Origin of the sequence: Thermotoga sp. SG1 (assembly GCF_002865985.1) — a bacterium.
Taxonomy (GTDB): Bacteria; Thermotogota; Thermotogae; order Thermotogales; family Thermotogaceae; genus Thermotoga.
Map to the genome: position 1 here is coordinate 215,878 of NZ_LNDD01000004.1, position 14,621 is coordinate 230,498.

The 14,621-nt window shown below is 46.0% G+C and carries 14 protein-coding genes; 2 read left to right on the forward strand and 12 right to left on the reverse strand.

All coding sequences use genetic code 11. From position 1 onward, the window contains the following. The first annotated feature begins 39 nt into the window (after positions 1-39). Complete coding sequence (malP, locus tag AS006_RS06515) at positions 40-2,511, forward strand: maltodextrin phosphorylase (protein WP_101513542.1); 2,472 nt, start codon at positions 40-42, stop codon at positions 2,509-2,511. Positions 2,512-2,537: 26 nt separating this feature from the next. Here malP and AS006_RS06520 read toward each other — a convergent pair whose 3' ends face one another. From AS006_RS06520 to AS006_RS06530, 3 genes are read right to left on the reverse strand one after another with little or no spacing between them, the layout of a single operon-like run. Then, entirely contained in the window at positions 2,538-3,251 is a 714-nt protein-coding gene (locus AS006_RS06520) for an SDR family oxidoreductase (protein WP_101513543.1), read from the reverse strand. Continuing rightward, positions 3,229-5,076, reverse strand: coding sequence for an HD domain-containing phosphohydrolase (locus AS006_RS06525; RefSeq protein WP_101513544.1), 1,848 nt, complete (start codon positions 5,074-5,076; stop codon positions 3,229-3,231). Before AS006_RS06525 ends, AS006_RS06520 begins: the two co-directional genes overlap by 23 nt. A 21-nt stretch (positions 5,077-5,097) precedes the next feature. Beyond that, a complete protein-coding gene (locus AS006_RS06530; RefSeq protein WP_101513545.1) occupies positions 5,098-5,703 on the reverse strand; it encodes a Crp/Fnr family transcriptional regulator in 606 nt (201 codons plus the stop codon). An 89-nt stretch (positions 5,704-5,792) separates the two neighbouring features. On the opposite strand from AS006_RS06530, the gene hcp reads away from it, so the two are divergent. Next, positions 5,793-7,088, forward strand: coding sequence for a hydroxylamine reductase (gene hcp / locus AS006_RS06535; RefSeq protein ID WP_199167457.1), 1,296 nt, complete (start codon positions 5,793-5,795; stop codon positions 7,086-7,088). 23 nt (positions 7,089-7,111) lie between these two features. Here hcp and AS006_RS06540 read toward each other — a convergent pair whose 3' ends face one another. The 9 genes from AS006_RS06540 to smc all read right to left on the reverse strand — a co-directional run bounded on the left by AS006_RS06540 (position 7,112) and on the right by smc (position 14,611). Next, on the reverse strand, positions 7,112-7,471 hold the full coding sequence (locus AS006_RS06540) for a heterodisulfide reductase subunit A-like protein (RefSeq protein WP_101513546.1): 360 nt from the start codon (positions 7,469-7,471) through the stop codon (positions 7,112-7,114). Then, a complete protein-coding gene (locus tag AS006_RS06545) occupies positions 7,464-7,676 on the reverse strand; it encodes an ATP-binding protein (RefSeq protein ID WP_101513547.1) in 213 nt (70 codons plus the stop codon). Before AS006_RS06545 ends, AS006_RS06540 begins: the two co-directional genes overlap by 8 nt. A gap of 3 nt (positions 7,677-7,679) precedes the next feature. Further along, positions 7,680-7,949 carry a helix-turn-helix transcriptional regulator gene (locus AS006_RS06550; protein ID WP_101513548.1) on the reverse strand — a complete coding sequence of 90 codons (270 nt, stop codon included), beginning with the start codon at positions 7,947-7,949 and terminating at the stop codon, positions 7,680-7,682. 79 nt (positions 7,950-8,028) lie between these two features. Continuing rightward, on the reverse strand, positions 8,029-8,703 hold the full coding sequence (locus AS006_RS06555) for a YjjG family noncanonical pyrimidine nucleotidase (protein ID WP_101513549.1): 675 nt from the start codon (positions 8,701-8,703) through the stop codon (positions 8,029-8,031). Beyond that, on the reverse strand, positions 8,700-9,539 hold the full coding sequence (locus AS006_RS06560) for an N-acetyltransferase (RefSeq protein ID WP_101513550.1): 840 nt from the start codon (positions 9,537-9,539) through the stop codon (positions 8,700-8,702). The genes AS006_RS06555 and AS006_RS06560 overlap by 4 nt, the downstream gene beginning before the upstream one ends. Beyond that, positions 9,536-9,949, reverse strand: coding sequence for a flagellar export chaperone FliS (gene fliS / locus AS006_RS06565; RefSeq protein ID WP_101513551.1), 414 nt, complete (start codon positions 9,947-9,949; stop codon positions 9,536-9,538). The genes AS006_RS06560 and fliS overlap by 4 nt, the downstream gene beginning before the upstream one ends. A gap of 11 nt (positions 9,950-9,960) precedes the next feature. After that, on the reverse strand, positions 9,961-10,560 hold the full coding sequence (locus AS006_RS06570; protein WP_101513552.1) for a hypothetical protein: 600 nt from the start codon (positions 10,558-10,560) through the stop codon (positions 9,961-9,963). Further along, positions 10,557-11,096, reverse strand: coding sequence for an NUDIX hydrolase (locus tag AS006_RS06575; RefSeq protein ID WP_101513553.1), 540 nt, complete (start codon positions 11,094-11,096; stop codon positions 10,557-10,559). Before AS006_RS06575 ends, AS006_RS06570 begins: the two co-directional genes overlap by 4 nt. 2 nt (positions 11,097-11,098) lie before the next feature. Continuing rightward, entirely contained in the window at positions 11,099-14,611 is a 3,513-nt protein-coding gene (gene smc / locus AS006_RS06580) for a chromosome segregation protein SMC (RefSeq protein ID WP_101513554.1), read from the reverse strand. Positions 14,612-14,621: the final 10 nt, after the last annotated feature.

The window sequence follows — 14,621 nt, forward strand, 5'->3', positions numbered from 1 at the left end:
ATACTTCTGAAAGAAACTTCCCCGAGAGGAGGAGAAATTGTGCTGAAGAAGCTTCCGGAGAACCTTGAACACCTTGAAGAACTCGCTTACAACCTCTGGTGGAGCTGGTCCAGGCCAGCTCAGAGACTCTGGAGAAAGATCGATCCGGAAGGCTGGGAAGAACACAGAAACCCCGTTAAAATACTGAAAGAAGTCTCTGATGAGAGACTTGAAGAGCTTTCGAAGGATGACGATTTCATATCTCTCTACGAGCTCACCCTCGAAAGATTCAAAGACTACATGGAAAAGGAAGACACCTGGTTCAACGTGAACTACCCCGAATGGGACGAGAGGATCGTTTACATGTGTATGGAGTACGGTTTGACCAAGGCCCTTCCGATCTACTCCGGTGGTCTTGGGATCCTCGCAGGAGACCATCTCAAATCCGCAAGCGATCTTGGGCTTCCTCTCATAGCGATCGGACTTCTCTACAAGCACGGATACTTCACTCAGCAGATCGACAAAGACGGAAGACAAATAGAGATCTTCCCTGATTACAACCCAGAGGACTTACCCATGAAACCCCTGAAGGATGAAAAGGGAAACCAGGTGATCGTGGAGGTTCCTCTCGACAGTACCGTGGTGAAGGCACGCGTATTTGAAGTGAAGGTAGGAAGGGTGAGTCTGTATCTGCTCGATCCAGACTTCGAGGAAAACGAGGAAAAATACAGAAAGATCTGCAACTACCTTTACAACCCGGAACCCGATGTGAGGGTCTCCCAGGAGATACTCCTTGGAATTGGAGGAATGAAACTTCTCAGGGCGCTGAACCTGAAACCAGGAGTCATTCATCTGAACGAAGGACATCCAGCGTTTTCTTCTCTCGAGAGGATAAAGAACTACATGGAAGAAGGATATTCTTTCACAGAGGCTCTCGAGATCGTAAGGCAAACCACGGTGTTCACAACACACACACCCGTTCCCGCGGGACACGACAGATTTCCCTTTGACCTCGTGGAAAGGAAACTTTCGAAGTTCTTCGAAGGCTTCGAAAAGAAAGACCTTCTCATGGATCTTGGAAAAGATGAAACAGGCAGTTTCAACATGACGTACCTTGCTCTGAGAACGTCCTCCTTCATAAACGGCGTCAGCAAGTTGCATGCTGAAGTTTCCAGAAAAATGTTCAAGAGCGTATGGCAGGGCGTTCCAGTGGAAGAAATACCGATCGAAGGGATAACGAACGGCGTTCACATGGGAACCTGGATCAACCGTGAGATGAGAAAACTGTACGACAGGTACCTCGGAAGGGTATGGAGAGATCACACCGACCTTGAAGGTATCTGGTACGGTATCGACAGGATTCCAGACGAAGAACTCTGGCAGGCTCACTTGAGAGCGAAGAAGAGATTCATCGAGTACATAAAAGAATCAGTAAGAAGAAGAAACGAGAGACTGGGAATCGACGAAGATGTGCCGAACATCGATGAAAATTCGCTCATCATAGGCTTTGCAAGAAGGTTTGCCACTTACAAGAGAGCAGTTCTTCTGCTCAGCGACCTGGAAAGACTCAAGAAGATCCTCAACGATTCAGAAAGACCCGTTTATGTAGTCTATGCGGGGAAAGCCCATCCAAGAGACGATGCGGGGAAGGAATTTTTGAAACGTATCTACGAAGTCTCGCAGATGCCTGAGTTCAAAAACAGGATCATCGTTCTGGAAAACTACGACATCGGAATGGCACGGCTCATGGTGTCGGGAGTGGACGTGTGGCTGAACAACCCGAGAAGACCCATGGAAGCAAGTGGAACGAGCGGAATGAAGGCAGCAGCCAACGGTGTTCTGAACGCGAGTGTCTACGATGGATGGTGGGTTGAAGGGTACAACGGTAGAAACGGCTGGGTCATAGGCGATGAAAGTGTTCTTCCGGAAACAGAAGCGGACGATCCCAGGGACGCGGAAGCACTCTACGATCTCCTCGAAAACGAAATCATTCCAACCTACTATGGAAACAGGGAAAAATGGGTCTTCATGATGAAAGAGAGTATAAAGAGTGTTGCACCAAGATTCAGCACCACCAGAATGCTAAAAGAGTACACGGAGAAGTTCTACATAAAAGGACTTGTGAACAAAGAGTGGCTCGAAAGAAGAGAAAACACCGAAAAGTTAGGTTCCTGGAAGGAAAAGATACTCAAAAGCTGGAACAACGTCTCCATAGAACGAATCGTTCTCGAAGACACAAGAAGTGTGGAAGTGACGGTGAAACTAGGAGATCTTTCACCGGATGATGTGTTGGTTGAACTTTTGATTGGAAGAGGAGAAAGCATGGAAGATCTGGAGATCTGGAGGGTGATACAGATAAGAAAACACAGAAGAGAAGGAAATCTGTTTGTCTACAGTTATGTCAACGGCGCCCTCGGCCATCTTGGCTCTCCTGGATGGTTCTACGCGGTGAGGGTATTACCTTATCATCCGAAACTCCCCACCAAATTTCTGCCAGAAATACCTGTGGTGTGGAAGAAGGTTCTCGGATGAGGGGCTCTTTGCCCCTCTTTTTTCTTTCAGAGGGGAAATCTCGAAAGACCCCCATCCACGACAATGGTTTGTCCAGTGACGTAGGAAGCCCTTTCAGAACACAAAAACGCCACTACATTTGCTATTTCCTCTGGCTTTGCCATTCTCTTCATAGGAATCTGTGATTCCACCTGTCTTTTCCTGTTCTCATTGAGGAGCTCTTTCACTCTCTCCGTTTCTGTCCAGCCGGGTGCCACACAGTTGACCGTGATGTTGTAGGGTGCCACTTCAAAAGAAAGGGTCTTCAGAAAACCTGTGAGGGCCATTCTTGCAGAGTTCGAGGTGTAGAGGTTCTCCAGAGGAGAAACAACAGAAAAAGAGGTGATGGCAACGATTCTTCCCCAGCGTTTTCTTTTCATTCCAGAAAGATATCCCCTCACAACCTTCACCATGTTCAAAAACAAGCTGTCGATGGCATCCTTGAAATCTTCATCCGTCAACTCATCGAAGTATCCCGGTTTTGGTCCTCCCATGTTCAAAACGAGGATGTCCACCTCTTTTACCTTTTCAAATAACCTGTCTGGTTCCCTTTTCAGATCACAGACCACGTACTCGTGTCCTGTTTTCTTCAACAGTTCCTCATTTCTTGAACAGACCACAACATTGGCACCTTCTTTTCTCAGGGTATCTGCAACTGCCTTTCCTATTCCCCTGCTTCCTGCAAGAACAAGAGCATTTTTACCCCTGATGCCCAGTTCCAAGATCTCCCCCCTTCCTCAAAAACTCGATGAACTTTTCCACGATCACAGGATCAAACTGTCTTCCAGCGTTTCTGAGAAGCTCCTGAATTGCCTCTTCAACGGTCTTTCCCTTCTTGTACGGTCTGTCACTTCTCATCGCCTGGTAGGAATCTGATACACACAGGATACGTGCTTCAAACTCTATCTCTTCACCCTTCAGGCCATCGGGATAGCCTTTCCCATCCCATCTTTCGTGGTGGTGTCTTATCCAGAGTGCCACGTCTTCGAAACCATCTATTTCCTTGACCAGTTCGTACCCCTTCGCGGGGTGTATTTTTATCACATCGAACTCACGTTCGTTGAGCTTATCGGTTTTGTTAAGAATAATCTGGGGAACGTATATCTTACCGATATCGTGAAGAAGTCCAGCCCAGTAGAGCTTTTCCAGTTTTTTGCCATCCATGTTGAACATCTTTCCGATCTCAACGGCATAATACGCCACTTCTTCAGAGTGTCCCTTTGTGTAGTAATCGTAGTACTCGAGTGCCCTCACCCACGTTCTCACGATGTCTCTGTGCAGTTTCTTTTCCTTCCTCACCAGTTCTCTGTAGGTATGAATGGCAGAGACGATGTTCAGAAAGGCTCGAAGAACCTCTCTTTCGTCCTCGCCCAAATCACCTTCTATCATCACATAACCGTGACTTTTCTTTGAATGGGAGATCTCAAAGGTTTCTCCATTTGCTTCCCCAAACGTTTGATCGTCCAGTACCACCTTCACGTTCTTTGCCTCAAGGAGGTCTCTGATTATCTCCGCAAGTTCAGAGGCAAATTTCGAAGTATCCTCTATGAAAACCAGTTTCGAAAGTTCCTTGATCGAGTACCTAAATCTTTCGTTCAGTTCTCTGATCTCGCTGTAGAGTCTTTCTATCTCTTCCTGATTCGCTGAGACTTCCTGATAGAGAGCCTCTATTTCTTCGTTTTGGGCTTCCAATTCTTCGTTTTTCAGTTTCAGTTGGTAAGTTTGCTCTTCTACCTTTCTTCTAAGAAGATAAACGAAAGCAACGGAAATACCAAGGGCTACCGAGAACACGACAGAACCATAAAAGATTACCTTCATCAACCATGATGGAACTACCACAACAAGTGGGATGTATCTTCTTATAATCTTGTTCTTCTCATCTTCGGATACAAGAGATAAACCTGAATTTATAACTTCCAGAATGCTCTTGTTTTCCTTTAAGACAGCAACATAGAGGTTGTTCGTCTCGAGGTGAAGTGTTAAAAAATCAGAGAGAAGCTCTTCCTTTGAAAGGTAGTATCTGGCAACGATGTCGTCTCCAAGAAAAACAGATATCTCTCTTTCTTTGAGAGCTTTCATCAAGGAAGAGTAGTTATCGAAAAATTCAAACCGCACATCTGGATTTTTCTGAAGGAGAGTACTTACCATGCCTTCTCCCCTGAGGGCACCGACAACGTATGAAGAAAGATCGGAAAAGTTCTCTACGGGAAGGTCCTTTCTGAAAAACACACAGGATCTCATCTCAAAGACGGGCTTGGAAAAAGAAAGCAACTTTTCTCTTTCCGGGGTTTTGAAGATCTGATCGATGGCATCTACCTGTTTTTCGAGGACCATCTGCTGAGCCAGTTGCCATTTCGCAGGGACGAGTTCCACCTCTATCCCCGTCTTCTCAGAAAAGAGTTTCCAGAAATCAATGGAGATACCAACAAAATTTCCGTTCTCATCGTAAAAGGAGAAAGGAGCGTAGTCTTCATCGAGGGCTATTCGAAGATGCTGCGAAAAAACAAAAACAGATAGAATCAGAAAGAAAAAAGCAACGCCCCTGATCCTATTACCCCCCTCCTTTGTTCAGATTTTACCATTCTCCAGGAAATTTCTCAGAACCTTTATCCTTCTTCCCTTCTTCTCTATGAAACCCTCTTTTTCAAGATCCTGGAACACTCTGGAGAGTGCCGGCCTAGCACATCCAAAGATTCTGGAAAGCTCTTCCACACTCACAGGAAGCACCACCTCTCCATCACTGTTCATGTGATGAACGAGGTAGTGAACAACCTTTTCCTTGAGCGTCTTTGTAGTGAGAAAGAAGAGTTTTTCAGAGACGATCCTGAAGTGCTCCGACACGTCTTCAAGGAAGAAAAGAAGGAGATTTCTGTCTTTCATGAGAAGTTCAAGGAACCTCTCCTTCGGTATCGATAGAACCTTTGAATCTTCTTTCGCTATCACGTTCACCGGATACACTGGTTTTCTGGAAAAAACAAGGCCGGATGCTATTATCTGAACGGGCTTTATCACATCGATCTCAAGAACCTTTCCATTTTCAGAGACGTGTTCTGTTCTCAGAGAGCCCTCAAGAAGGACGAGGATATCGTCTATCGGGTCCCCCTGATATCTGACTGTTTCACCTTCTTTGAATGTGAGTATTTGGCCGTGTTGTAGGAGCTTTTCTAATAACACTCTCTCACCCCCGTAACAATTGTTACGGACAGAGTAATCACAACCTAATTATAATCTACGTGAAAGCCTTAACGAGAGGAGGGAAAAGTATGCAGATGTTCTGTTACCAGTGTTCACAGACGGCAAAGGGTGTGGGTTGTACCGAGTACGGAGTCTGTGGAAAAAGCCCAACACTCGCGAGACTCCAGGACAACCTCATATTCGCCATAAAAGGAATCTCTGCCTACTATTACCACGCAAGAGAACTTGGTTACGATGATCCTGAGATCGCTGGCTTTCTTGACGAAGCACTCTACAGTACCCTGACCAACGTGAACTTCGATGCACAGTCTTTCGTGGAGTACGCCCTTGAAGCGGGAAGAATGAACTTGAAGGTGATGAAACTTTTGAAAAAAGCCCACATCGAAACCTATGGTGAGCCAACCCCCGTTGAGGTGGAAACAGGAACCAAAAAGGGAAAGGGAATCATCGTAACAGGCCATAACCTGAAGGCTCTTGAAGAACTCCTGAAACAGGTTGAGGGAACTAACGTCTACGTTTACACTCACTCTGAAATGCTACCGGCACATGGATATCCCGGTTTGAGAAAGTACAAGAACCTCGCTGGAAATCTTGGAAAGGCATGGTACGATCAGAAAAAACTTTTTGCGGAGTACCCGGTCGCCATCCTGGGAACCTCCAACTGTGTGCTGATACCGAGCGATTCCTACAGGGACAGGATGTTCACAACAAGCATAGCAAGACTTCCCGGTGTGAAACACATAGATGGTTATGACTACACCGAAGTGATAGAAAAGGCAAAGAGCCTTCCCGATCTTGAAGAAAAACCAGGTGATTACAAACTGAGAACGGGTTTTTCAACGTCCGTTGTGGCTTCCCTCGCAGATAAAATAAAAGAACTCGTTGAAGCCGGAAAGATCAAACACTTTCTCGTCGTTGGAGGTTGTGACGTTCCGTTCAAAAGGAATGAATACTACAGAGAATTCGTTCAGAAACTTCCAAAAGAGACGGTTGTCATCACCCTTGCCTGTGGAAAGTTCAGAATAAACGACCTGGATCTTGGAGACATAGAAGGAATCCCAAGACTCATCGATGTGGGACAGTGTAACGATACGATCGTGGCCATAGAGATCGCGGAGGCACTCGCGAAGACCTTTGGTGTTCCGGTCACAGAACTTCCTCTCACACTCGTTCTCACCTGGATGGAACAAAAAGCAGTAGCGATCCTGTGGACCCTTCTTGCGCTCGGCTTGAAAAACATCTACGTTGGTCCCATTCTTCCAGCGTGGGTGAACGAAGACATCCTGAAAGTGCTCACCACGGAGTTTGGGTTGAAGACGATTTCAGAACCGGAAAAGGATATAAAGGAAATACTCAAAGTTTAAACCCCGCCAGGCGGCGGGGTTTTTCATTTCATGAGTTCCAAGGCTTCCTTTATAGCACTCACGGCTTCCTCTGTTGACATGTTCCTTATATCAACACCCACGTGTTTTTCTTTGTCAAAACCCACAGCCTCAAATGCATCTTTGAACATCTTCTTTTGCATCGTAGGATCGCATCCTGCCACGTACAGTTTATCCACATCTGCGTCTTTGAGGAGTTCTTTGAGGAAGGCATCACCATCGTCTGCACAAAGTTGTGGATGTATCGCCACAAAATCAACCGCTTTTTCTCTTCTGAAAGTGTTCAACACTTCGAATATGTTCATCTTATGAAATGAGGGACAGGTTCCCTGACAGACACACAGAAGTAGGCCCTTCTTACCCATTGACGTTCACCTCCGCAGAATAATTTATCGCTCCGACTGGACAGATCTTCTGACAACCCCTGCAGAACTCCACACACTCATCCGGATTGGCAACCAGCGGCTTTCCATCTTTAACCGCGTAGACACCGTGCGGACAGAAATTCGCGCAGGTCAAACATCCGGTACACCTATCATAATCGATCACTGGATACCAGTTCTTCGCCATTTTTTATTTCCTCCCTTCGACAATTTTTTCCGCAAGTTCTATGAGTTCAAGAACGCGCGGATCTTTCAAAATAAGTCTTTTTCTCTTTCCCTCACGAATCATATCCACCAGTCCTGCTCTCTTCAGGACGGATACGTGTCTTGAAAGTGTTGATGGATCAAGATGGTCCATTGCTTCCATCTCGCACATACAAAGGTCCTTTTTTGCGATCTCCCTAAGTATTTTCACTCTCCATTTGCATGAGAGTGCTTTGAAGATCTCCTCAACACTCATTTTCCCACCTTCCTTGTATAATTGTACAACAATACAAGTAACGTTCCAATGATCAAACGTATAACTTCCATGTAAAACCTCACAGAAGTTTCAGGATCTTCTTCAGTTCTTTAAAATTTCTCGCAATGGGAAATTCTGTTGGAACACTTTCCGAAGGTGAGAAAAGAACAAAATCGATTCCAGCGTTTCTGGCTCCTTCAAGATCACTTGCTGGATCGTCTCCTACGTAAAGAACGTCTTCTCTTTTCAATCCCATCCTCTCGAGAGCAATCCAGAAAATGCGTGGATCTGGTTTTTCAGCCCCTGCTTCCTCTGAGGTAAGGACGAACTCGAAGAACCTCTCAAGACCGAGTTTTTTGCTCCTTCTTTCCTGAACGGATCGGACACCGTTCGTGACTGCAGCCATTCTAACACCGTTTCTTTTCAACTCTTTCAGGAAATCCTCGGCACCGGGGAGAAAATGCGCTTCCTCTGAGAGGAATTCAAGGTACTCCCTTGCCACAATTTCAGGATCCAGAGAAGATCTTATTTTTCCCAAAAACTCCTCGAACCTTGCAACGACAACTTCCTCTTTGGATACCTTCTTTTCTGCGAGCATCTTCCACCATTTTCTGTTTATTTGCTTGTACAACAGCACTTGTTCCTCAGTGAGAGGAATCCTGTGTCTCAGAAACGTCTCTTTCAATGCCATTTCTTCGCTTTTTTCGAAGTCGAGTATGGTACCGTCCAGATCGAACAGTACAGCCTTTCTCAAACCAGTCTCAACTCCATCTCGTACTGTGTGAGCATCCTCTGAAAGCCGTTCGCCTCAAGAGCATGGGAAAGTGGATCGTCCTCAGGAACGGCCGTGCAGGTCACCAGACTCTTTTTGCTTTCTTTCTGGATATGATCGACACATTCTCTGATGAACTCATCCAAGTTTCCACGAAAGGCGAAGGCATCGACGATGAAAGAACTTTGTGGAGTTTCCCCCCAGACCAGGTATCCTTCCCCGTCCTTCCAGCTTGCCCTTTCCATTCTGTACCGTTTGTCTGCAAGAAGAAGCGTTAAACTCTCTCTCTGCCAGTTTGGATTCCTGTTGAAGTCTGTCTTCGCTTTCAGAGAGTACATGTGGATTCTTTTTTCGTCCGTTTCGAAGAATCTCACATCGCCTGTTCCTTCGACGATTCTGTCCAAAACGAAGCTATGAAGATTTCTCTTCTTTTTGAATCCGTTTTTCTCGTAGAATCTAACCGCCCTTTGATCCGTTGAAACCACTTCAAGAACGACGCTCTTTACACCTTTCCAAACGAGGTGTTCCAGAGCGTGCTTCAGAATCATATCGGCAAGGCCTGTGCCTCTTCTGGGCTTTATCACTCCCATGGAATCTATCCTTCCCCGATCCTTTCTTATGCACAGAAGAACAAATCCCACCGGCTTTTCTTCCTCGAAGAACACGAAGGAATCCTCCAGGGAAATGGAATTCTCCCTCACATCGAGGTTGAAGTTGTACACATCCCAGTTCACAGGAACCGCGTAATCTTTGAAGATCTCGTTCACAAGATTCACAAGGTCAATGACGGAAACCTCGCTCGCCCTTTTTATGGTCACCCCATGAGATTCAGTCCCCCCTGCTTTTTTTCCGAAGAAGTTACATTTCCTGCCTTTTTCATGGCTTCTTTCCAGACTTCCAGAAGTTCCGAGAGCATACCTTCGACCTCTCTGATCTTCTCAAGATCTTTCTTCACGTTACCTTCGACCAGTCTCTGGAACATGTAGTTGTAAAGTGCTCTCAGGTTCTGAGCGATGGTGCCGCCTTTTTCCATGTTCAGAGAAAGATTGAGCTCTGTGATTATGTCCTGTGCACGTGTGACCTTCTCACTGAACTCAACGAATTTTTTCTCCTCCAACAACTTTTCTGCCTCTTTCAGAACCTCTATCGCTTTTTCGTAAAGCATCTGGACGAGTTTTGCCGGACTTGCTGTCATGACCATCTTTTCAAGGTAGGTATTCTCCTTCATTCTTTCACCTCTCAAGATGGTTCTCTTTTGAGAAGATCCTCGACCTTTCTGAAGAACTCCTCGTAATAGGTGAAAACGTCCTTCAACTCTCCATCTATGAGATCGGATATCTTCACAAGATCTTTACTCTGAAGGGCGTTCACAAAGTCTGTCAGGATACCTACAAGATGATCTTCGCTCACGCTCAGACCCAGTTCCTTCGGGCTGATGCCGGTGATCCTGATGGTGTTCATTCGAACGTTCTCCATTGCGTTGAGCCCTTCCGCAAGATCGTTTATGCTCCTGTATCCTTCATTGGTTCCTGCTATAACGGCGTCCGCTACCTTTCCAAGCAAAGGCTTTACTCGTTCTATGTATCTGAGAACCTCTTCTATCGTCTCAAGCAGAAACTCCTTCAAAGGAGAAAGCAAAAGTTCTATCTCCATATCATCACTGATCTCCACTTGCTTCAACTCTTCCAGCCTTGTAAGGGGATACTCCTCGTTGTTTATCACAATTCTTTTCACCACCATGTTTTCTTTTCCCTTCCTGACACGCTCCAGAAGATCTCCAAAAGTCCTTACATTTTCCACGTCGATGGTGATCTCTTCACCGTTCACGATGATTCTCATCCTATCACTCCCTTTGAAAGGAAATATCGTGTCAAGGCACAGATTGTCTTTGAATCTTCTATCTCCGCGTTCTTGAGTAAAGACAGCACTTTCTCCACGGGGATCTTCTTCACTTCGATGAATTCATCGGGATCGGTGTTCTGGGTGGTTTTTTCCAGTTCTTCTGCTGCAAATATATGTATCACCTCCGTTGTGAAACCGGGCGTTGTGAAGATCTTCCCAAGATAGGAGAACCTCTTTGCCCGATAACCCGTCTCCTCTTCGAGTTCTCTCCTGGCACATTCCTCGGGGGATTCTCCGAGGTCCATTTTCCCGGCAGGGAGTTCGAGGAGCATCTGCTCAATGGGGTATCTGTACTGCTCGACGAAGATGATCTCTTCCCCCAGGACCGGAACGATCACAACCGCACCGGGATGGTCCACGACTTCACGGGTCGACTCCTCACCGTTTGGAAGTTTCACACGATCGATCCTCACACTTATCATCTTTCCCTCGAAGATCCTTTTGCTTTCGATCTTCTCTTCGTAGAACTTCACCGTCACACCTCCAGAATCTTTTCCACTTCAACAGGTACTATGGCCGACACACCGTTCACCATGGTCACACCATGCAGAAGATCCGCTGCTTCCATGACGATTTTGTTGTGGGTAATCACAATGAACTGAGTCTGCCTAGCATTTTCTTTCAATAGCATCTTGAATCTCTCCGCGTTGTAATCGTCGAGGGGGGCATCCACCTCATCCAGTACGTAGAAAGGACTTGGTTTTATCTCCATGAGAGCAAAAAGAAGGGCGATTCCCACAAGCGCCTTTTCCCCACCGGAGAGAAGGTTCAGTTTTTGATCCCTTCGACCGGGTTTTTTTATGGATATCTCGAATCCCGCGTCGAGAATACTCTTTGTCTCGGAAACTACGTTGATCCTTCCTTCCCCACCGAAAAACAGAAGTGAGATCAATCTGTTGAAACTCTCGTTCACCCTCTGATAAACGTCGAAGAGAAGGCTTTCGGCTTCACGATCCGTTTTCTCTATGATCTCTTCGAGTTTTCTTTTCGCCTCCTCAAGGTCTTCTTTTTGCTTCAGGATCTCTTCGTATTCCTCCCGCAGTTTTTCGTACTCATCTATTGCCGTGAGATCCACCGGACCAAGGTACTTTATCTTGTTTTCAAGATCTTTAATAGATTTGTATATCTCTTCCAGCTTTTCATCGGAAAGTTCTTCCACCTCTTCTTCGTTTCCGGAGAACTCTCCCAGGATGTTTGCTATCTTCATTCTGCTTTCCTGAAGTGCCAGTTCCACTTGGTGAAGGTGGTTTCTCAGCTTTTCCTTTTCCTCTTTCAACTCGTTCATTCTTCTTTCAGTCTCCTGAAGCTCTTTCATCTTCTCCTCTTTTCCCGTTCTGTGAAGCCTCATGGTCTCGAATATACTGTCCATCTCTTTTTTTAGGTGCTCTATTTCCCGTTCGTGCTCCCTTATCGTCTGTCTGTACTTTTCCATTTCTTCCTCAAGTGCTGACATCTGGGATTTCAGGTCTTCCATCTCCTCGTCGAAGCGTTCTATCGTTCTTCGTGTGTCCTGCATTTCCTTTTCGTAACGCTCTTTTGTTTCAAGAAGGTTCCCCACTTCCGCTTTGAGACCGAAGAGTTTTTCGTTTATTTCGTCGATGATCTTTCTTTCCTTTTCCAGTTCTTCAGAATACTCAGAGAGCACCTCCTGGAGCGAGTTTCTTCTCTCTCTCAGTTTGTCCATCTCTTCGAAGATCTTCTCTCTTCGTGCTTTCAGGCCCTCTTCCTTTGCCCTGTACTCTGCAAGGAGATTTTCCAGGTTCTGCACTTCGTCCTGCATCTGATTTATGGATCTCAGTATCTCGGAAAGGATCGTCTTCGTTGAGGAAGATTTCTTGGAGAGATCAAAGAGTTCTCTCTGAACGATCGTTTCCTGTTTTTTCAGATCCTCCTGCTCTGTTTTCAGGGAGGCGAGTACTTCCTTCTTTTCGAGGATCGATTTTTCCGTCTCTTCTATCTCATGCTCCACGTGTTTCAATCTTATTCGTCTTTCGAAGACGTTCCCGGATCTTTCTTCCCTTCCACCCGTGATGGCACCCCGTCCACTTATCAGTTCTCCATCTAAAGTTGCCATCCTCGTGCTGAGACGATACTTCTTCTTTATCCTTATCGCATCGTCGAGTGTTTCCACTACAAAGGAGTTTCCGAACAAAAATCCAGAGAGCACTTCTAGATCGGGGGGGAGTTTCACAAGATCGACGGCGTAACCGATGAAACCTTTTTCCTTCTCCAGTTCAGGTATTCTGCTGAATGAACCATCTATCAGATCGAGTGGAAGTATGGTGGCCCTTCCCAGTGCGTTTTGTTTCAAGAACTCGACGATCGCCTTCGCCGTATCTACATTCTTCACAACGAGGTTCTGTGACATTCCACCAAGAAGAACGCTGATAGCGAGTGAGTACTCCTCTTCCACCTCTAGAAGGTTCGCCACCACATCAATGAGTCCTGGAAACCTTTCTTTTTCATCGAACACGGCCCTGACCGCCCTTGAAAAACCCCTGTATTCCTTCATTTCCCTTTCCAGCATTTCTTTTTCGAACTGAAGTTCTCTCACTCTCTTTTCCAGGTCCTCTATCTCGTGGGAAAGTTCTCTGATCTTTCTTTCAGTTTCTTCGATGCTTTCTCGAACAACCTTCAGTTCTTCTGTGAGTTTTCTTTCCTCCTCATCGAACTCTTCCACGCGCTTTGATATCTCCCTGAACTCTTCTTTCTTTTCTTCGAGTTCTCTTCTTCTTGCGGAGATCTGATTTTCAGTGATCTTCCTTCTCTTCTCCAGATCTTCGAGGTTTTCGGCGATTCTGAGAAGCTCGTTTTCCATCTTGAGGATCTGCTTTTCTATGCCCGACGCCTCCTCTCTGAGCCTCATGAATTCCTTTTCCTTCTCATCGAACCTCGAAAGGATGGATTCCTTCTCTTTTTCCAGAGAGGCAAGCTCGCTCGATTTTTGCTCGTACTCGCCCGCTATCCCCTTGAAGATGTATTCCATTTCCTCCAGTCTCTTCGCGTACTCCTTCTTCCTTTTTTCCAGTTCATCGAGTCTTGTGGATATCTCGACGTATCTGTTCTCACTGCTTGAAAGTCTCGAAGAATAAAGATTCTTCATCTCCTGAAGATCACTCTGTCTCTTTTTGTAGTCTTCAAGCAGTCTTGTATACCTTTCTATCTCCTGATCCATCTCTCCAAATTCATTTCTCAGGGTGCTCCACCTTGTCTCGAGTTCCACAAGTTCCTTCTGAATATCCCTTATCTTCCTGTTGGTTCTTTCTTCCTCCTCCTGGTAGAACTCCAGTTTTTTCCTTTCCCTCTTCAAGACGTTTCCGTAGTAGAGTTTCTGAAGTTTTTCGAGTTGAGAGGAGTACTCTCTGTACCTTTCTGCTCTCTTTGCTTTGAGATACAGAGACTTCATCTGGCGCTCTCTCTCGTACAGGACATCCTTTACCCTGTCGAGATTGACCTTTGTTCTTTCGAGGTTTACCTCCGTTTCTTTCTTCTTTTCCCTGTAGATCGAGATGCCTGCGGCCTCTTCCAGGAGGAGTCTCAGTTCTTCAGGAGAAGCGTTGACTACTCTGTCTATCTGTCCCTGTCCCACAATGGAGTAGAAGTCCACTCCAAGACCCGTTCCTGCGAAGCGATCTTTTATATCCTTGAGCCTGACGGGACTTCCGTTCAGGTAGTAGGTGTTCTCTCCCGTTCTCTTCAGTTCACGGGCAACCGTGATCTCCTCTCCGTTCTCTTCGAAGACGAGCTCTACGTAGGCAGAACCTGCGGGAGGAAGGTTTTCCGAGCCGGAGAAGATCATGTCGAACTTTTCACTGGCCCGAAGTTCTTTCTTCGACTGTTCACCGAAGACCCACTTTATAGCGTCTATGATATTCGATTTTCCACTACCGTTCGGCCCGACGATGGCGGTCACACGATCGGAGAAGGTGATTAGAGAAGGTCTCCCGAACGACTTGAAACCCTTTAAAAAGAGTTTTTTCAATCTCAAACCGATCCCC